Source organism: Leclercia sp. LSNIH1 (assembly GCF_002902985.1).
Classification (GTDB): Bacteria; Pseudomonadota; Gammaproteobacteria; order Enterobacterales; family Enterobacteriaceae; genus Enterobacter.
In genome coordinates this window covers 4,455,051-4,473,927 of sequence record NZ_CP026167.1, presented here as the reverse complement: position 1 = coordinate 4,473,927, position 18,877 = coordinate 4,455,051, and the positions used below count along the sequence as shown (strand labels likewise).

17 protein-coding genes are annotated in these 18,877 nt (G+C 58.0%); 14 read left to right on the top strand and 3 right to left on the bottom strand.

The genetic code is table 11. From position 1 onward, the window contains the following. From pbpC to C2U54_RS22005, 12 genes are all read left to right on the top strand, one after another. Complete coding sequence (pbpC, locus tag C2U54_RS22060; RefSeq protein ID WP_103180712.1) at positions 1-2,325, top strand: peptidoglycan glycosyltransferase PbpC; 2,325 nt, start codon at positions 1-3, stop codon at positions 2,323-2,325. 155 nt (positions 2,326-2,480) lie between these two features. Continuing rightward, the gene (gene ndk / locus C2U54_RS22055) at positions 2,481-2,912 is read left to right on the top strand and encodes a nucleoside-diphosphate kinase (protein WP_039029721.1); all 432 of its coding nucleotides are present in this window, start codon (positions 2,481-2,483) and stop codon (positions 2,910-2,912) included. A gap of 169 nt (positions 2,913-3,081) precedes the next feature. Further along, on the top strand, positions 3,082-4,248 hold the full coding sequence (locus tag C2U54_RS22050) for a bifunctional tRNA (adenosine(37)-C2)-methyltransferase TrmG/ribosomal RNA large subunit methyltransferase RlmN (protein WP_103180711.1): 1,167 nt from the start codon (positions 3,082-3,084) through the stop codon (positions 4,246-4,248). Between the two features lie 292 nt (positions 4,249-4,540). After that, positions 4,541-5,548, top strand: coding sequence for a cytoskeleton protein RodZ (rodZ, locus tag C2U54_RS22045; protein ID WP_103180710.1), 1,008 nt, complete (start codon positions 4,541-4,543; stop codon positions 5,546-5,548). A gap of 30 nt (positions 5,549-5,578) precedes the next feature. Then, entirely contained in the window at positions 5,579-6,697 is a 1,119-nt protein-coding gene (ispG, locus tag C2U54_RS22040) for a flavodoxin-dependent (E)-4-hydroxy-3-methylbut-2-enyl-diphosphate synthase (RefSeq protein ID WP_103180709.1), read from the top strand. Between the two features lie 91 nt (positions 6,698-6,788). After that, positions 6,789-8,063 carry a histidine--tRNA ligase gene (gene hisS / locus C2U54_RS22035; RefSeq protein ID WP_103180708.1) on the top strand — a complete coding sequence of 425 codons (1,275 nt, stop codon included), beginning with the start codon at positions 6,789-6,791 and terminating at the stop codon, positions 8,061-8,063. Between the two features lie 13 nt (positions 8,064-8,076). Further along, positions 8,077-8,697, top strand: coding sequence for a YfgM family protein (locus C2U54_RS22030; RefSeq protein ID WP_103180707.1), 621 nt, complete (start codon positions 8,077-8,079; stop codon positions 8,695-8,697). Between the two features lie 10 nt (positions 8,698-8,707). Further along, positions 8,708-9,886 carry an outer membrane protein assembly factor BamB gene (gene bamB / locus C2U54_RS22025; protein WP_103180706.1) on the top strand — a complete coding sequence of 393 codons (1,179 nt, stop codon included), beginning with the start codon at positions 8,708-8,710 and terminating at the stop codon, positions 9,884-9,886. 110 nt (positions 9,887-9,996) lie between these two features. Next, on the top strand, positions 9,997-11,469 hold the full coding sequence (der, locus tag C2U54_RS22020) for a ribosome biogenesis GTPase Der (protein ID WP_103181122.1): 1,473 nt from the start codon (positions 9,997-9,999) through the stop codon (positions 11,467-11,469). Positions 11,470-11,769: 300 nt separating this feature from the next. Continuing rightward, entirely contained in the window at positions 11,770-13,323 is a 1,554-nt protein-coding gene (locus tag C2U54_RS22015) for a peptide MFS transporter (RefSeq protein ID WP_103180705.1), read from the top strand. Positions 13,324-13,384: 61 nt separating this feature from the next. Beyond that, positions 13,385-14,422 carry a Gfo/Idh/MocA family oxidoreductase gene (locus C2U54_RS22010; RefSeq protein ID WP_103180704.1) on the top strand — a complete coding sequence of 346 codons (1,038 nt, stop codon included), beginning with the start codon at positions 13,385-13,387 and terminating at the stop codon, positions 14,420-14,422. Between the two features lie 52 nt (positions 14,423-14,474). Then, positions 14,475-14,696 (top strand): zinc ribbon domain-containing protein, encoded by a 222-nt coding sequence (locus C2U54_RS22005; protein WP_103180703.1) that lies wholly within the window; start codon positions 14,475-14,477, stop codon positions 14,694-14,696. On the opposite strand, the gene C2U54_RS22000 is transcribed toward C2U54_RS22005, so the two are convergent. After that, entirely contained in the window at positions 14,693-15,043 is a 351-nt protein-coding gene (locus tag C2U54_RS22000; RefSeq protein ID WP_103180702.1) for a protealysin inhibitor emfourin, read from the bottom strand. The genes C2U54_RS22005 and C2U54_RS22000 overlap by 4 nt on opposite strands. After that, positions 15,044-16,063, bottom strand: a complete 1,020-nt coding sequence (locus C2U54_RS21995; RefSeq protein WP_103180701.1) for a M4 family metallopeptidase — start codon at positions 16,061-16,063, stop codon at positions 15,044-15,046. Between the two features lie 155 nt (positions 16,064-16,218). Here C2U54_RS21995 and C2U54_RS27990 point away from each other — a divergent pair, with 155 nt between their 5' ends. Together C2U54_RS27990 and C2U54_RS21990 are read left to right on the top strand one after the other, a co-directional pair. Next, positions 16,219-16,458 carry a YbfB/YjiJ family MFS transporter gene (locus C2U54_RS27990; protein WP_327059510.1) on the top strand — a complete coding sequence of 80 codons (240 nt, stop codon included), beginning with the start codon at positions 16,219-16,221 and terminating at the stop codon, positions 16,456-16,458. Positions 16,459-16,515: 57 nt separating this feature from the next. Further along, positions 16,516-17,349: an MFS transporter gene (locus C2U54_RS21990; protein ID WP_327059509.1), complete on the top strand. Its 834-nt coding sequence runs from the start codon at positions 16,516-16,518 to the stop codon at positions 17,347-17,349. Positions 17,350-17,354: 5 nt separating this feature from the next. On the opposite strand, the gene xseA is transcribed toward C2U54_RS21990, so the two are convergent. Further along, a complete protein-coding gene (gene xseA, locus C2U54_RS21985; protein ID WP_103180700.1) occupies positions 17,355-18,728 on the bottom strand; it encodes an exodeoxyribonuclease VII large subunit in 1,374 nt (457 codons plus the stop codon). Positions 18,729-18,877: the final 149 nt, after the last annotated feature.

The following is an 18,877-nucleotide window of genomic DNA, read 5'->3' as shown; positions in this document are numbered from 1 at the left end:
GTGCAGCGCCGCTCTCTGTTACGCTCCCGCTGGCTGTGGCCGGCGGGAGCGCTTCTTCTGCTATGGGGCGCTGTCGTGGCTGCCGATCGCCTGTGGCCGCTGCCGTTACACGAGGTCAAACCTGCCCGCCTGGTGGTGGATGAAAAGGGCATTCCATTGTGGCGATTTGCCGATCGCGACGGGATCTGGCGCTATCCGGTCACCATTGAAGAGGTTTCACCCCGCTATCTTGAGGCGCTGATCCAGTATGAGGATCGCTGGTTCTGGGATCATCCCGGCGTTAACCCATTCTCTGTTCTGCGCGCCGCCTGGCAGGATCTGCTGGCCGGAAAGGTGATCTCGGGCGGCAGCACGCTGACGATGCAGGTGGCGCGACTGCTGGATCCGCATTCCCGTACGCTGGGGGGCAAAGTGCGTCAGCTCTGGCGGGCGCTCCAGCTGGAGTGGCACCTCTCCAAAGCTGAGATCCTGACGCTCTATCTGAACCGCGCCCCGTTTGGCGGCACGCTACAGGGGGTGGGGGCCGCCAGCTGGGCCTATCTGGGAAAATCCCCTGCGCAACTGAGCTACTCCGAAGCCGCCCTGCTTGCCGTTCTGCCCCAGGCGCCGAGCCGTTTGCGACCGGATCGCTGGCCGCAGCGGGCAGAGGCGGCGCGTAACAAAGTGCTCAACCGGATGGCATCCCAGGGCGTCTGGTCCGCCCGCCAGGTCAAAGAGTCGCAGAAAGAGCCCGTCTGGCTGGCGCCACGCCAGATGCCGCAGCTGGCGCCGCTGTTCTCGCGCATGATGCTGGGCAAAAGCCGCGACAGCAAAGTGGTGACGACGCTGGATGCCACGCTGCAGCGTCAGCTGGAGGAGCTGGCCCTGAACTGGAAATCCCGCCTGCCGCCCCGCAGCTCGCTGGCGATGATCGTCCTGGATCATACCGATATGAAGGTGCGCGGCTGGGTGGGATCGGTCGATATCAACGACGACAGCCGCTTCAGCCATGTGGATATGATCAGCGCGATCCGATCCCCGGGATCGGTGCTGAAGCCCTTTATCTATGGCCTGGCGATGGATGAGGGGCTGATCCATCCCGCCTCGCTGCTGCAGGATGTGCCGCGACGCACCGGCGATTACCGTCCGGGTAACTTTGACAGCGGCTTTCACGGCCCAGTGAGCATGAGCGAGGCGCTGGTGAGATCCCTGAACCTGCCCGCCGTCCAGGTGCTGGAGGCCTACGGGCCGAAAAAGTTTGCCGGAATGCTGCGTAACGCTGGTTTACCGCTTCTCCTGCCTGCGGGGGCTCAGCCGAATCTGTCCCTGATTCTCGGGGGCGCCGGGGCGCGTCTGGCGGATATCGCCGCGGCATACAGCGCGTTTGCCCGTCAGGGTCGGGCAGGGAAGCTGCGCCTGAAACCCGACGACCCGCTGCTGGAACGGCCTCTACTCTCGCCTGGGTCCGCGTGGATCATCCGACGCATTCTTGCCAGTGAGGCGCAGCCGTTACCCGACAGCGCGCTTGCTCAGGTAGTGCCCCTGGCAATAAAAACCGGCACCAGCTATGGCTATCGTGATGCGTGGGCGATTGGGCTGAATGCGCGCTACGTCATCGGGGTCTGGACCGGCAGGCCGGACGGCACCCCGGTGGCCGGGCAGTTTGGTTTTGCCAGCGCCGTGCCGGTGTTGAATCAGGTTAATAACCTGCTGCAGTCGCGATCGGCGCTGGATGAGGCGCGTCTGCCGCGCGATCCGCGCCCGGCCTCCGTTAGCCGCGGGGTGATTTGCTGGCCGGGCGGGCAGTCGCTGCCAGACGGGGACAGCAACTGCCGCCGTCGACTCGCGACGTGGCTGCTCGAAGGGAGCCAACCGCCGACGCTGTTACTGCCGGAGCAGGAGGGCATCCGCGGCATTCATTTTCCGATCTGGCTGGATAACAGCGGTAAGCGGGTGGCAGCAGACTGCCCGCAGGCGCAGGAAAAAAGCGTCGACGTCTGGCCGCTGCCGCTGGAGCCGTGGCTGCCCCAGGCAGAGCGACGGTCTGCCCGCATCCCGCCCGCGTCTGCAACCTGTCCGCCGCTCGGTCAGACCTTCCCGGCGCCGCTGCTGCTCTCCGGCATTCGTCAGGGGGCAGTGATTAAGCGTTTGCCGGGGGAGTCGCGCGTCTCGCTGCCTCTGCTGGTCAGCGGCAGCGAGGGACCGCGCTGGTGGTTTCTTAATGGCGAACCGCTGAATGTCCAGGGGCGAATGTATACGTTGCAGCTTGAAAATGCAGGAGACTATCAGCTACTGGTAATGGATGAGGCGGGGCAGGTGGCGACTGTGGATTTCACGCTGCAATAGATAAAAGGTGTTTTGACGAGGATCTGTTGTTAAAACTCGTCTTATTTTAAAAAAATGTTACATGCATCCATAGGCAATGGCGCCAATGCTCATTATAATCCGCGCCATATATTTCGCATGAATGCAAAACAACAGAACAAATCACAGAGGTAATCATGGCTATTGAACGTACTTTTTCCATCATCAAACCAAACGCGGTGGCAAAAAACGTTATTGGCAGCATCTTTGCGCGCTTTGAAGCGGCAGGGTTCAAAATTGTTGGTACCAAAATGCTGCATCTGACCGTTGAGCAGGCTCGCGGTTTCTATGCTGAGCACGAAGGTCGCCCATTCTTCGACGGCCTGGTTGAGTTCATGACCTCTGGCCCAATCGTGGTTTCCGTTCTGGAAGGCGAAAATGCCGTTCAGCGTCACCGCGATCTGCTGGGTGCCACTAACCCGGACAACGCGCTGGCAGGTACACTGCGTGCAGACTACGCTGACAGCTTCACCGAGAACGGCACCCACGGTTCCGACTCCGTAGAATCTGCTAAACGCGAAATCGCCTACTTCTTCGCGGAAGGCGAAGTGTGTCCACGTACCCGTTAATATAACGGTTTCGTTTACACATTATTTTCGTAAATGCCGCGTGCAAACGTGGCATCCCTGCACCAGACTTTGTACAATGTAACGCCCCGGATGAGCCGATCGCTTTCCGGGGCGTTTCTTTTCAACCCTCCACGGGCCATAACGTGTAACAACGAGGCCGGAATATATTATGTCTGAATTAGTTAACACCTCCGAAGTCGCCATTCCTGCGGTTCCGAATAAAAATGGAAAAATCAACCTGCTGGATTTGAACCGTCAGCAGATGCGCGAGTTCTTCAAAGAGATGGGCGAAAAGCCGTTTCGTGCCGACCAGGTCATGAAATGGATGTACCACTATTGCAGCGACAACTTTGATGAGATGACCGACATCAACAAAGTGCTGCGCAACAAGCTGAAAGAAGTGGCCGAAATCCGCGCGCCGGAAGTGGTGGAAGAGCAGCGTTCCGCTGACGGCACCATCAAATGGGCGATTGCGGTTGGCGATCAGCGTGTTGAAACGGTTTATATCCCGGAAGACGATCGCGCTACCCTCTGCGTCTCCTCCCAGGTGGGTTGTGCGCTGGAGTGTAAATTCTGCTCCACGGCGCAGCAGGGCTTTAACCGTAACCTGCGCGTGTCAGAGATCATCGGCCAGGTGTGGCGTGCGGCGAAAATCGTCGGTGCGGCAAAAATCACCGGCACCCGTCCAATCACCAACGTGGTGATGATGGGGATGGGCGAGCCGCTGCTGAACCTGACCAACGTGGTTCCGGCGATGGAAATCATGCTCGACGACTTCGGTTTTGGCCTCTCCAAACGTCGCGTCACACTCTCTACCTCAGGCGTTGTTCCCGCGCTGGATAAGCTCGGCGATATGATTGACGTGGCGCTGGCGATTTCGCTGCATGCGCCAAACGATACCATCCGCGATGAGATCGTGCCCATCAACAAGAAGTACAACATTGAGACCTTCCTGAACTCGGTTCGTGGCTACATTTCGAAGTCCAACGCCAACCAGGGTCGCGTCACCATTGAGTACGTCATGCTGGATCACGTCAACGACGGTACCGAACACGCCCACGAGCTGGCGGCACTGTTGAAAGACACGCCGTGCAAGATCAACCTGATCCCATGGAACCCGTTCCCGGGCGCGCCGTATGGCCGTAGCTCAAACAGCCGTATCGACCGTTTCTCCAAGGTTCTGATGGAGTATGGTTTTACCACTATCGTGCGTAAAACCCGTGGTGATGATATTGATGCCGCCTGTGGTCAGCTGGCCGGTGATGTTATCGACCGCACCAAGCGTACACTGCGTAAACGCATGCAGGGCGACGCCATCGCGATCAAGTCCGTGTAATTATTATGCCGTCACGGCGCGTCTATTGCGCCGTGGCGGCTACGGATGCGAATAAACAGTCATTGCGCCGGCATATGGGTAATAATTACGGTGCGTTTTATATGACTTTGAGGCAGTATGTAACGATGCAACAACAGTTTAGCCTCACTGCCAGACCGCCTCTGTCAACGATAACCTGACAGCATTGGGCGGGGTTACTAAGGTTAACTGACCAGAAGTTTCGCGGTGCAGGTGGCATTGTGACTCACCGGCGCCAGGATACTCACTTTTCACGTACCAGTAGTTGTAGCGAATGAATACTGAAGCCACTCACGACCAAAATGCAGCACTTTCCACTGGCGTACGTCTTCGTAACGCCCGTGAACAACTTGGACTAAGCCAGCAAGTCGTTGCGGAGCGCTTATGTCTGAAGGTTTCCACGGTCCGCGATATTGAAGAAGATAAGGCTCCTGCCGATCTTGCTTCAACGTTTCTGCGTGGTTATATCCGCTCCTATGCGAAACTGGTTCATATCCCTGAAAACGAACTGCTGCCAATGATGGAAAAACAGGCACCGGTCAGAGCGGCGAAAGTCGCGCCGATGCAGAGTTTTTCGCTGGGCAAACGCCGTAAAAAACGTGATGGCTGGCTGATGAGTTTCACCTGGCTGGTGCTGTTTGTGGTCATCGGCCTGACGGGCGCGTGGTGGTGGCAGAACCATAAAGCGCAGCAGGAAGAGATCACCACCATGGCCGATCAAACTTCCGCCGAGCTCAATAACTCAGCGGGCGATGGTGCCCAGAGCATCCCGCTGAATACCGACGCCTCTGCAAGCGCCAGCGATTCACAGACGCCAGCAACCGGCACTCAGGATATGGCAACGGCGCAAACTGCTGCGCCAGCCGCGGATCAGACGGCGCAGGCACCGGCAGACAATGCGGTGGTGTCGCCTTCTCAGGCTAACGTCGAGACTGCACCTGCAACCGCACCTGCAGCGACGGCGGATGCCACTCAGACCTTACCTGCCGATCCGGCAGGCGTGTCGGCAGCACCTGTTGACCCGAACGCGCTGGTGATGAACTTCACCGCCGACTGCTGGCTGGAAGTGACCGATGCGACGGGCAAAAAGCTGTTCAGCGGTCTGCAGCGTAAAGACGGTAATTTAAACCTGACAGGCCAGGCGCCGTACAAACTCAAGATTGGTGCTCCGGCTGCGGTCCAGATCCAGTTCCAGGGTAAACCTGTCGATCTGAGCCGTTTTATCAGAACTAACCAGGTTGCGCGTCTGACCGTAAATGCCGAACAATCAGCAGCACAGTAAGTAACGGACAGGCAACGCGGGAGATTTTTCATGCATAACCAGGCTCCTATTCCACGTAGAAAATCGAAACGTATTTACGTCGGAAATGTGCCAATCGGCGATGGTGCCCCCATCGCCGTTCAGTCGATGACCAACACCCGCACCACGGATGTGGAAGCGACGGTCAATCAGATCAAAGCGTTAGAACGCGTAGGTGCGGACATTGTTCGCGTTTCCGTGCCAACGATGGATGCGGCAGAAGCATTCAAACTCATCAAGCAGCAGGTCTCTGTTCCGCTGGTTGCCGATATTCACTTCGATTACCGCATCGCGCTGAAAGTGGCGAAATACGGTGTCGATTGTCTGCGTATCAACCCCGGCAATATCGGCAGCGAAGAGCGTATTCGTGCGGTGGTGGATTGCGCCCGCGATAAAAACATCCCCATCCGTATCGGCGTGAACGCCGGTTCTCTGGAAAAAGATCTGCAGGAAAAGTATGGCGAACCGACGCCGCAGGCGCTGCTGGAATCGGCCATGCGTCATGTGGATCATCTCGATCGCCTGAACTTCGATCAATTCAAAGTCAGCGTGAAAGCCTCTGATGTTTTCCTTGCCGTTGAATCCTATCGTCTGCTTGCGAAGCAGATCGATCAGCCGCTGCACCTGGGGATCACCGAAGCCGGTGGCGCGCGCAGTGGGGCGGTGAAGTCAGCCATTGGCCTCGGCCTGCTGCTGAACGAAGGCATTGGCGATACCCTGCGCGTCTCGCTGGCCGCCGATCCGGTCGAAGAGATCAAAGTCGGTTTCGATATTCTGAAATCCCTGCGTATCCGCTCCCGTGGCATCAACTTTATCGCCTGCCCGACCTGTTCGCGTCAGGAGTTTGATGTCATCGGTACCGTGAATGCCCTTGAGCAGCGTCTGGAAGATATCATCACCCCAATGGATGTCTCGATTATCGGCTGCGTGGTAAACGGTCCGGGTGAAGCGCTGGTGTCAACGCTTGGTGTAACGGGCGGCAACAAGAAAAGTGGTCTCTATGAAGATGGCGTTCGCAAAGATCGTCTGGATAATAGCGACATGATCGATCAGCTTGAAGCCCGAATCCGCGCCAAAGCGACCATGCTTGATGAAGCGCAGCGCATCAGCGTGCACCAGGTCGAAAAATAACGTGATGGGAAGCGGTATGCTTCCTGTGTATGATTGAACCCTTCGGTTATGAACCCCAGGGTTCATTTTTGTCTATAGAAAGAGAACAAACGTGGCAAAGAATATTCAAGCCATTCGCGGCATGAACGATTATCTGCCTGCCGAGACCGCCATCTGGCAGCGCATTGAAGGCACCCTGAAGCAGGTGCTCGGCAGCTACGGTTACAGCGAAATCCGTTTGCCGATTGTAGAGCAGACCCCGTTATTCAAGCGCGCTATCGGCGAAGTGACCGATGTGGTTGAAAAAGAGATGTATACCTTTGAGGATCGTAACGGCGACAGCCTGACTTTACGTCCGGAAGGTACGGCGGGCTGTGTTCGCGCCGGCATCGAGCATGGTCTCCTGTACAATCAGGAGCAACGCCTGTGGTATATCGGCCCGATGTTCCGCCACGAACGTCCGCAGAAGGGCCGCTACCGCCAGTTTAACCAGCTGGGTGTCGAAGCCTTTGGCCTGCAGGGGCCGGATATCGACGCTGAGCTGATCATGCTTACCGCGCGCTGGTGGCGTGCGCTGGGCATCGCCGAACATGTTACGCTGGAGCTGAACTCTATCGGTTCTCTTGAAGCGCGCGCGAACTACCGCGATGCGCTGGTGGCCTTCCTGGAACTGCACAAAGAGAAGCTGGACGAAGACTGCAAACGTCGTATGTACAGCAACCCGCTGCGCGTGCTGGACTCCAAGAACCCGGACGTGCAGGCGCTGCTGAACGATGCGCCTGCGCTGGGTGATTACCTGGATGACGACTCCCGCGAACACTTTGCCGGTCTGTGCAAACTGCTGGAAGCTGCCGGTATTACCTATACGGTTAACCAGCGCCTGGTACGTGGCCTGGATTACTATAACCGCACCGTCTTTGAGTGGGTCACTACCAGCCTGGGTTCCCAGGGGACTGTCTGTGCCGGTGGCCGTTATGACGGTCTGGTTGAGCAGTTAGGCGGTCGCCCTGCACCTGCCGTTGGCTTCGCCATGGGCCTTGAGCGACTTGTTTTGTTAGTTCAGGCAGTTAATCCGGAATTTAAAGCCGATCCTGTTGTCGATATATACCTGGTAGCCTCAGGCGCGGAAACGCAGTCTGCGGCAATGCAGCTTGCCGAACGCGTGCGCGATGCGCTCCCGGAGGCTAAGCTGATGACCAACCACGGCGGCGGCAACTTTAAAAAACAGTTCGCCCGTGCCGATAAGTGGGGCGCGCGTATCGCACTGGTACTTGGCGAGTCAGAAGTGGCTAACGGCGAAGTGGTAGTGAAAGATCTGCGCTCTGGTGAGCAAACAACGGTAACGCAGGACGGCGTTGCGGCGCACTTGCGCACTCTACTGGGCTAAGGAGAAGGACTGCGTGGAAATTTACGAGAACGAAAACGACCAGGTTGATGCACTTAAACGCTTCTTTGCTGAAAACGGCAAAGCCCTGGCTGTTGGGGTCATTTTAGGTGTTGGCGCCCTGGTGGGCTGGCGTTACTGGAACAATCATCAGGTCGATTCTGCCCGTGGTTCTTCCTTACAGTATGAAAATACCGTTAGCGCAATCCGCGCCGATCAGCCACAAACGCTGGCGGCGGCAGAGAAATTTGCCGCAGACAACAAAAACACCTACGGTGCGCTGGCTTCCCTGGAAGTGGCTCAGCAGTTTGTTGATAAGAATGAACTGGACAAAGCGGCAGCCCAGCTGCAGCAGGGTCTGGCATCAGCAAGCGACGATAATCTGAAAGCGGTTATCAACCTGCGTCTCGCCCGTATTCAGGTTCAGCAGAAAAAAACTGACGACGCGCTGAAAACGCTGGACAGCGTTAAAGGTGAAGGTTACGCCGCCATTGTTGCCGACCTGCGTGGCGAAGCATTGCTGAGCAAAGGTGACAAACAGGGCGCGCGCAGCGCGTGGGAAGCGGGCGTGAAAAGCAACGCTTCGCCAGCGCTGAGCGAAATGCTGCAGATGAAAATAAATAATTTGTCCGTCTGAGAGGGACCCGATGCAATTGCGTAAATTACTTCTGCCAGGACTGCTTTCCGTTACGTTATTGAGCGGCTGTTCACTGTTCAGCGGTGAAGAAGATGTCGTGACCATGTCGCCACTGCCGACGGTTGAAAACCAGTTTGAACCTTCTACCGCCTGGAGCACCTCCGTGGGCGACGGGATTGGTGATTTCTACTCTAACCTGCATCCGGCTTCTGCGGACGGCGTTGTCTATGCGGCTGACCGTAAAGGCACGGTGAAAGCCCTGAATGCCGACGACGGCAAAGAAGTGTGGTCGGTTAACCTCGCAGAAAAAAGCGGCTGGCTGTCACGCACGCCTGCGCTGCTCTCCGGTGGTGTAACGGTCGCCGGTGGCCATGTCTATATCGGCAGCGAGAAGGCACAGGTCTATGCTCTTAACGCCAGCGATGGCTCCATTGCCTGGCAGACCCGCGTGGCGGGCGAATCGCTCTCTCGTCCGGTCGTCAGCGACGGCATGGTGCTGGTGCATACCGCAAACGGTCAGCTGCAGGCGCTGAATGAAACTGACGGCGCGGTGAAATGGACCGTGAACCTGGATATGCCTGCGCTCTCCCTGCGCGGCGAATCGGCTCCGGCTACCGCGTTTGGCGCCGCCATTGTCGGCGGTGATAACGGTCGCGTTAGCGCCGTACTGATGCAGCAAGGTCAGCTGATCTGGCAGCAGCGTATCTCTCAGGCTACCGGTCCGACCGAAATCGACCGTCTGAGCGACGTCGATACCACGCCGGTTATCGTGAATGGCGTTGTGTATGCGCTGGCCTATAACGGCAACCTGACCGCGATGGATCTGCGTAGTGGTCAAATCATGTGGAAACGTGAGCTGGGCTCGGTGAACGATTTCATCGTTGACGGCAACCGCATCTACCTGGTCGATCAGAACGATCGCGTGCTGGCCCTGAGCACTGAAGGCGGCGTGACGCTGTGGACGCAAAGCGATCTGCTGCACCGTCTGCTGACCGCGCCGGCACTCTATAACGGCAGCCTGGTGGTGGGTGATAGCGAAGGCTATATGCACTGGATTGACCCGAGCAACGGTCGTTTTGTCGCGCAGGAGAAGGTCGACAGTTCCGGCTTCCTGACCGAGCCGGTATCGGTTGACGGTAAACTGCTGATCCAGGCAAAAGACGGCACGCTGTACGCGATCACGCGTTAATCACCGCGGTTGTAGTATACTCAACGGCTCCTGTTGCTTCAGGGGCCGTTTTGATTTTTTAAAAAACGCCGCAAATGCGACGTGATATCGAATTTTATGAGGCTTTAAACATGGTACCTGTGGTCGCGCTTGTCGGGCGCCCGAACGTTGGAAAATCCACTCTTTTTAACCGTTTAACACGCACCCGTGATGCGCTGGTTGCGGATTTCCCGGGGCTCACGCGTGACCGTAAGTACGGTCGTGCAGAAGTGGAAGGTCGTGAGTTTATCTGTATCGATACCGGTGGTATCGACGGTACAGAGGACGGCGTGGAAACCCGCATGGCGGAGCAATCCCTGCTGGCGATCGAAGAGGCCGATATCGTGCTGTTTATGGTCGATGCGCGCGCGGGCCTGATGCCTGCCGACTCGGCTATTGCCAAGCATCTGCGCTCACGTGAAAAAGCAACGTTCCTGGTGGCGAACAAAACTGACGGTATCGATGCCGACCAGGCGATGGCCGATTTCTGGTCATTAGGCCTGGGTGATATCTACCCGATCGCCGCCTCTCACGGTCGTGGCGTGACCAGCCTGCTGGAAACCGCGCTGCTGCCGTTTGTTGATGAGATCAACCCGCCAGAAGAGGTGGATGAAGACGCGGAATACTGGGCGCAGTTTGAAGAGAGCGAAGAGGGCGAAGAAGAGCCTGAAGACGACTTCAATCCACAGGATCTGCCGATCAAGCTGGCGATTGTGGGCCGTCCAAACGTCGGTAAGTCAACGCTTACTAACCGTATTCTCGGTGAAGACCGCGTGGTGGTCTACGACATGCCGGGCACGACCCGTGACAGCATCTACATCCCGATGCAGCGCGACGAGCGTGAATATGTGCTGATCGACACCGCGGGCGTGCGTAAGCGCGGCAAAATCACCGATGTAGTGGAAAAATTCTCGGTAATCAAAACCCTGCAGGCGATTGAAGATGCCAACGTGGTGATGCTGGTTATCGATGCCCGTGAAGGTATCTCCGACCAGGATCTCTCCCTGCTCGGCTTTATCCTCAACAGTGGGCGCTCACTCGTTATCGTCGTCAACAAGTGGGATGGCCTGAGCAATGAAGTGCGTGAGCAGGTGAAAGAGACCCTCGACTTCCGTCTGGGCTTTATCGACTTTGCTCGTGTGCATTTCATCTCTGCCCTGCACGGTAGCGGCGTCGGCAACCTGTTTGAATCCGTACGCGAAGCCTACGACAGCTCTACCCGCCGTGTCGGTACCGCGATGCTGACCCGCATCATGACCATGGCGGCAGAAGACCACCAGCCACCGCTGGTGCGTGGTCGTCGCGTGAAGCTGAAGTATGCGCACGCCGGTGGTTATAACCCACCTATCGTGGTTATTCACGGTAACCAGGTGAAGGATCTGCCGGACTCCTACAAACGTTACCTGATGAACTACTTCCGCAAATCGCTGGACGTAATGGGTACGCCGATCCGTATCCAGTTCAAGGAAGGGGATAACCCGTTTGCTAACAAACGCAACACCCTGACGCCGAACCAGATGCGTAAACGTAAGCGTTTGATTAAACACATCAAGAAAAGCAAATAATCTTTGCTGCTCTGCCAAAAAACCCGCGCCTGTCGCGGGTTTTTTTATGCCTGACAGGAACGAATAATTATTGATGTGATGTCAATCACTATTCATGTTTATCCAACATAAAATCTAAGAAATAAGATGATTGTCGAACTTTCATCTTTTGGTGGTGCACCAGGGGCTGGACAAAAGTTGCTTCAGGTTATCAAATGGTTAAATAACATTTCGCCGGATGTAAAAAAGCCACCCGAATGCTAACGGGGCGGCTGACTTCCGGTGCTAACAAGTACGACGACACATCATCTCGGGAGAATTATGCAATCCTCTGTTAATAAAAACGAAAGCCGAACTTTCTTCGGCCATCCTTATCCGCTCGGCGCGCTGTTTTTCACGGAGATGTGGGAGCGCTTCTCGTTTTACGGTATCCGTCCGCTGCTGATCCTCTTTATGGCGGCCACCGTCTATGATGGCGGCATGGGGCTGGCGCGTGAAAATGCCTCCGCTATCGTCGGTATCTTCGCCGGAACCATGTACCTGGCCGCACTGCCGGGCGGCTGGCTGGCGGATAACTGGCTCGGCCAGCAAAGAGCGGTCTGGTACGGTTCGATCCTGATTGCGCTCGGCCACCTGTCGATTGCGCTTTCTGCGGTGATGGGTAACAACCTGTTCTTTATCGGCCTGATGTTTATTGTCCTTGGTTCGGGCCTGTTTAAAACCTGTATCTCGGTAATGGTCGGCACCCTGTATAAGAAAGGCGATGCGCGTCGTGACGGCGGCTTCTCGCTGTTCTATATGGGCATCAACATGGGGTCATTTATCGCGCCGCTGATCTCCGGCTGGTTGATTAAATCCCACGGCTGGCACTGGGGCTTTGGTATCGGCGGCATCGGGATGCTGGTGGCGCTGGTCATCTTCCGCCTGTTTGCCGTACCGGCCATGAAACGCTATGACAGTGAAGTGGGGCTGGACTCCACCTGGAACAGCCCGGTTGCGAAGAAAAACGGTGTCGGCGGCTGGCTGCTGGCACTGGCAGTGGGTATTGCGATTATTGTTACCCTGATTGCTCAGGGCGTGATTGTCATTAACCCGGTCGCCGTTGCCAGCGTGCTGGTGTATGTGATTGCCGCCTCTGTGGCGCTCTACTTCATCTGGCTGTTTGCCTTTGCCGGCCTGAACCGGAAAGAGCGCGCCAGACTGCTGGTCTGCTTTATTCTGCTGGTCTCTGCGGCCTTCTTCTGGTCTGCGTTCGAGCAAAAGCCGACCTCATTCAACCTGTTTGCGAACGACTACACCAATCGCATGATCGGCGATTTTGAAATCCCGGCCGTGTGGTTCCAGTCAATTAACGCCCTGTTTATTATTCTGCTGGCGCCGGTCTTTAGCTGGGCCTGGCCTAAACTGGCGCAAAACAATATTCGTCCGAGCAGCATCACCAAGTTCGTGATCGGTATTCTGTGCGCGGCAGGGGGCTTTGGCCTGATGATGCTGGCGGCGCAGAATGTCCTCAGTAACGGTGGGGCGGGTGTCTCCCCATTCTGGCTGGTGGGCAGTATTCTGATGCTGACCCTCGGTGAACTGTGCCTGAGCCCGATTGGTCTGGCGACCATGACCCTGCTGGCCCCGGAAAGAATGCGCGGTCAGATGATGGGGCTGTGGTTCTGCGCCAGCGCGCTGGGCAACCTGGCGGCGGGCCTGATTGGCGGGCACGTGAAGGCCGACCAGCTGGATATGCTGCCGGACCTCTTCGCGCGCTGCTCCATTGCCCTGCTGATTTGTGCCGCTGTTCTGACGGTGCTCATTGTTCCGGTGCGTCGTATGCTGGAAAATGCGCAAACGAAAAGTGAGCCGAAACCCGTAACCAACGCCTGAATCTGACCTTTCCTGGCCGGGGCGGTGTTACGCCCCGGCAATGCAACGAAAGAGGTAACAGATGCAGATTGGATTTGTCGGGCTTGGCGCGGTGGTTGAAACCGCCTACCTGCCCGCACTACAAAATACCTTTGGTGATTCACTCCACTCTCTGGGGTTTGATATCCAGCCCGCAAAGACCCTTGCAGGCATCACCCGATCTCCTGCGCTCGACGACCTCCTTGCCCGCCCCCTCGATACGCTTTTTATCACGACCTCATCACTACACCATCTGGATGTGCTTGAGCAGGCGCTGGCCTCCTCCATATCGAGGATTGTGGTCGAAAAACCGATTGTCGCCACGCTTGCCCAGGCCGAAAAACTGACATCGCTGCTGGCGAGGCCGGAGGCGGCCTCCCGGGTGCTGGCGCTCGATCACTGGATGGCGCGCATTCATCTGATACGTCTGGGGCTGATCGGCTCCTTCTCTGACATCGTCAGGATCGAGGGCTTTTTGCAGGAGCCGAGCGGGTTTAACGCGGCGGGGGAACCTGTCGCGCTTAACTTTGCCACCGGCGAGCCGGATACCCGGACGCTTCGCCACCCGGATGGGGTGATCCTCGATATCGGCACGCACGTACTGGCGATGATGCGCGAAACGGTGCGCTATCTGGGCGGCAGTGGGGATCTGGCCTTGCAGGTGGTGACCGCCAGAGATCGGCTGGGGCGCGATATCGCTAAAGGCGACCTGACCACCGCGGAAGGCGAGGCGCATCTTCAGGGGCAGATTAGCGGCGTGCCGGTGGATATCTGGCTCAACAAATATGCGGGGCCGAGCGGCGGGCAAAAAGGGCTGCGGCTCTATCTGCGTGACGGCCGTATCCTCAGCCACGACCGGCGCGGAGCGGAAGATGTGCTGGAGCTCATTGATAAGGGGCAGGTTGTTCAGAGCTGGCGTTTTGGCGGCACGATTTACGCCCACTGTCTGGCGGAGCATATCCTGGGGGAGCAGAGCCTGTTTGAACGTGCCCCGCAGGAGGTGAGCCGCACAACGCAACGTCGGCTGGAGGAAGTAACATGCCTGCTGACATTACAGCAACAGCTACGTGGCCCCCACTGAGCGCATCGTGTTAAAATCAACAGCGTACTGAATATCCTTTCAAGGAGTCATCATGTCGATTACCTGCCCGGATTGCCATGCGGAGATTGAACCGCAAAACGGCGTGGCGCATTGTGAAAACTGCAACCAGGATATTGCCCTGGAAGCGCGCTGCCCGGAGTGCCATAAGCCGCTCGAGGTGTTAAAAGCCTGCGGTGCGGTGGACTATTTCTGCCAGAACGGCCACGGCCTGATCTCGAAAAAGCGCGTTGAGTTCGTCCTGCCCGGCGCTTAATCGCAGACGCAGTCTTCGCCCTTACGCCACAAATCTACCAGCGAGGGCGGGGCTTCCTGTTCCGGCACCAGTAGGATCACGTCGGTATACTGCGCCTGGTTGTGCCGGGTCCAGACGATCTGGATGCGAAAATAGCGCTGATCCCCGCGCCCCGGTGATGATGCCTGGCCGGGCGGCTGGCCAAGGTTCAGCGCCTGGTCGAGGATCGCTACCACCCGCTGGCGCTGCTGCTCGTTCAGTTCCGAGAGGGCGATACGCCGCAGGCCGCTCAGCTTAGGAATAAAAGCGACGCCGCCCTCGCGGGCCAGCTCAACCACGGCGTCATCCGTCAGTTCCGGGATCTGCATTTACAGTACTCCTGTGCTCTTCCAGGCCTGTTCAATGGCTGCCGCCACGTCGCCGCCGGCGCGTTTCTCTCCGTGATAGATGGTCAGCCGTGCAAAGGCGGCAAAATCTGCGTCCTGCGCCAGGTTGCGATCGCACACCGTATCGTACCAGGCGTAGCCAGCCTTTTCCCAGGCATAGCCCCCAATGGCGGTGGCCGCCAGGTAAAAGGCGCGGTTAGGGATGCCGGAGTTCAGATGAACGCCGCCATTGTCCTCACGGGTTTTAATGAAATCATCCATATGCCCCGGCTGCGGATCTTTGCCCAGCAGTGGATCGTCGTAGGCGCTGCCCGGCTCGGACATGGAACGCAGAGCCTTGCCGTTAACGCCCTCTGCCAGCAGGCCTTCGCCAATCAGCCAGTCGGCCTTATCGGCGGTTTGCTTAAGATGATACTGCTTCACCAGCGCACCAAAAACGTCAGATAACGACTCGTTCAGCGCCCCGGACTGTTCAAAGTAGATAAGCCCGGCTTCGGTTTCGGTGACGCCGTGGCTCAGCTCGTGGGCGACCACGTCGATGGCGATGGTAAAGCGGTTAAAAATCTCACCGTCCCCGTCGCCAAAGACCATCTGCTGCCCGTTCCAGAAGGCGTTCTGATACTCCCGGCCATAATGCACGGTACCGGTGAGGATTAGCCCTTTGTTATCGAGGGAGTCACGCTGATAGTTTTTCCAGAAAAAATCATGGGTGATGCCCAGATAATCGTAGGCTTCGTCCACCGCCACGTCGCCGTTAGAGCGCTGCCCCTCATAGCGCACCTGGGTGCCCGGCAGCTCCTGGGTCTGCCTGGCGTCGTAAATGTCCCGCTCCAGCTGCCCGGGTCTGTTCACGTGCGGCGCGACAGGTTTGCCCGGCATGTGGGCCATCAGCGTCTGGACATGGGTCAGGGTCTGGCGAGCGCAGCGCTGCTGCGGCTCAGAGCCGCTCTCAATAATACGGCGAAGGATATAGGGCGGGATCACGCTATAGGTTCGGGTCATGCGTCTCTCCTGTTATGGCAATGCCGAAAAAAGCAACAGCTTAAGTGTATGCCATCGCAGCAAAACGGCAGGCAAGTCGGACAAGTCGCGGGGCGAAAAAGTGGCGCACCCGGCGCACAGGGTTTAGGTTTTAACGACCCAACGCGAGGAACGGCATGAAGAAAAACCTGGCTCTGGCCATCACAGGATTTACCTTGATCGCTATCACCTATGGGATGGCGCGCTTTTCATGGGGCATCATGCTGCCGGATATCCGGCAGGCTATCCCTTTCTCGCCGCAGGCCGCGGGCCTGATTGCCGCCTGCAGCTACGGGGCCTATTGCCTGTCGGTTTTTTTCGCCTCGTCTCTCACTGAGCGCTTCGGGCCGCGCTTGCCGGCGGTTCTGGCGGCCTAAACGGCGGCGGCCGGGCTGCTGATTCTGGCGTTCGCCCCTTCGCCGCCGGTGCTGGCCGTGGGCCTGTTCATTGCTGGCCTCAGTTCGGGGCTGGCGTCTCCCGCCCTGGCAGGGGCCGTAAGCATCGGGGTTAACCCCGAGCGGCAAACTCAGGTGAACACCATTATCAATGCCGGGACCAGCGGCGGCATCATTCTGTCGGTGCCGGTGCTGTTTTTTGTGCCGGGCGGCTGGCGGGTTGCCTGCGCGATCTTTGCCCTGCTGGCGTTAGCCTCTCTTCTTCCCGTCTGGCGCTATCTGCCCCGCGCGGGAAGGGCGGGCGAAACGACCCCGGGCTGGCGCAGCCTGATGCATAAACCGGGGATGATTCGGCTCTCCGCTATTGCGCTGGTCAGCGGCATCGCCAGCGCCGCCTGGTGGAGCTTTGGCCCCGAGCTTTTGCAGCGCCATACCAGTCTGGAGGACGCCGCCACCAACATCCTGTGGCTGGTGAGCGGCGGGGCTGGGGTGGCCGCCGTATTTACCGGCAGCCTGGCGAAACGCATCGGCATGCGCGGGGTTTATCGCGGATCGCAGATCTTTATGGCGGGGTCGCTGATTGCCCTGGCCTTCAGCAAGGGCTTTGCCTGGTGGCTGGTACCGGTGGTGGCGATGAGCGGGGCGGGATATGTGATTTTATCCGGCGTGCTGCTGGTTCAGGGGGCGCGGGTCGCGGAGCCTTCGCCTGCGGCCGGGGTCAGCGTTGCCTTTCTGATGCTGGCGGTCGGGCAGATTATCGGCTCGGTGCTCTTTGGCCAGCTGTATGGATTTGTCGGCGCGGCGTGGGCGCTGCTGGCCTTCTCCGCGTTATCGCTGGCGATGGTGATGGTGAGTCCCGCCCCCCGGAATTAACCGCGTCAGGCCTTTTTGCGGGCGCGGGTTTTCCTGGCCGGCGTCACGCCTTTCACTTCGCTTTCCACCCAGCCGTCTGACAGGCGGGTAGTAAGCACATCCCCCGCTTTAACCTGTTTCGTCTGCTTCAGCACTTTGCCGTCGGTTGCCGTGGTCACGCTGTAGCCGCGCGCCAGGGTTGAGAGCGGGCTGACGGCTTCCAGGTGGGTGACCGCATTACCAAAACGCTCGCGGGTGCTGCTCAGGCGGGCACGCAGATTCTCCGCAAGGCGATACTCCAGCTGCTGAATGCGGGTTTGCGCGCGGTAAATACGCGGCTGCGGGTTGTGCTGGTTCAGGCGCTGGGTAACGCGCTGCTGGCGTTGCACCGCCCGTTTAAGCTGACTATCCACCGCCACGTTCATCCGCTGGCGCAGACGTTCCAGCACGGTTTGCTGGCGCGCCAGGCGCAGCTGCGGGTGCTGCTGTTGCAGACGATGATGAAGCTGGGTAAAGCGACGGGTGCGGTTGGCGAGGAAATAGTCCATCGCCATCTCCAGCCGTTGCTGGCCGTTTTGCAGCTGGCGCAGCAGCTCAAGCTGGTTACGGCTTACCACTTCTGCCGCGGCAGACGGCGTCGGCGCGCGCAGGTCGGCGACAAAATCGGCGATAGTGACGTCAGTTTCATGGCCGACGGCGCTGACTACCGGGATCCGGCTGGCAAAAATTGCCCGCGCCACCCGTTCGTCGTTAAAGCTCCAGAGATCCTCCAGCGAGCCACCGCCGCGCCCGACAATCAGCACATCACACTCCTGACGGGCGTTAGCAAGCGCAATGGCGCGGACAATTTGACCCGGCGCATCATCGCCTTGCACCGCGGTCGGATAGATAACGACCGGCAGGGAAGGGTCGCGGCGTTTCAGGACGTGCAGAATGTCATGCAGCGCGGCGCCGGTTTTCGAGGTGATCACCCCCACGCAGTGGGCGGGGGAGGGGAGGGGCTGTTTGTACTGCTGATCGAACAGGCCCTCAGCGGAAAGCGCCGCTTTCAGCTGCTCATATTTTTGCTGAAGAAGCCCTTCCCCCGCAGGCTGCATGCTCTCAACGATAATCTGATAATCACCGCGCGGCTCGTACAGCGTGATACTGGCGCGAACCAACACCTGCTGCCCGTGCTGCGGACGGAAGGTCACCCGGCGGTTGCTGTTGCGGAACATCGCGCAGCGCACCTGAGCGGTATTGTCCTTCAGGGTGAAGTACCAGTGACCGGACGCCGGCTGGGTGAAATTGGAGATCTCTCCGCTGATCCACACCTGGCCTATTTCCTGCTCAAGCAGCAAGCGGACCGTCTGATTCAGGCGGCTAACAGTATAAATTGAGGGGGACTGGGAGGATAACATGTGAGCGGGATCAAATTCTAAATCAGCAGGTTATTCAGTCGATAGTAACCTGATAAGAGGCAATCGCAAGCATTATTTATAAAAAAGTGTGGATGCAATCGGTTACGCTCTGTATAATGCCACGGCAATATTTAACCACCCAGGTCAGA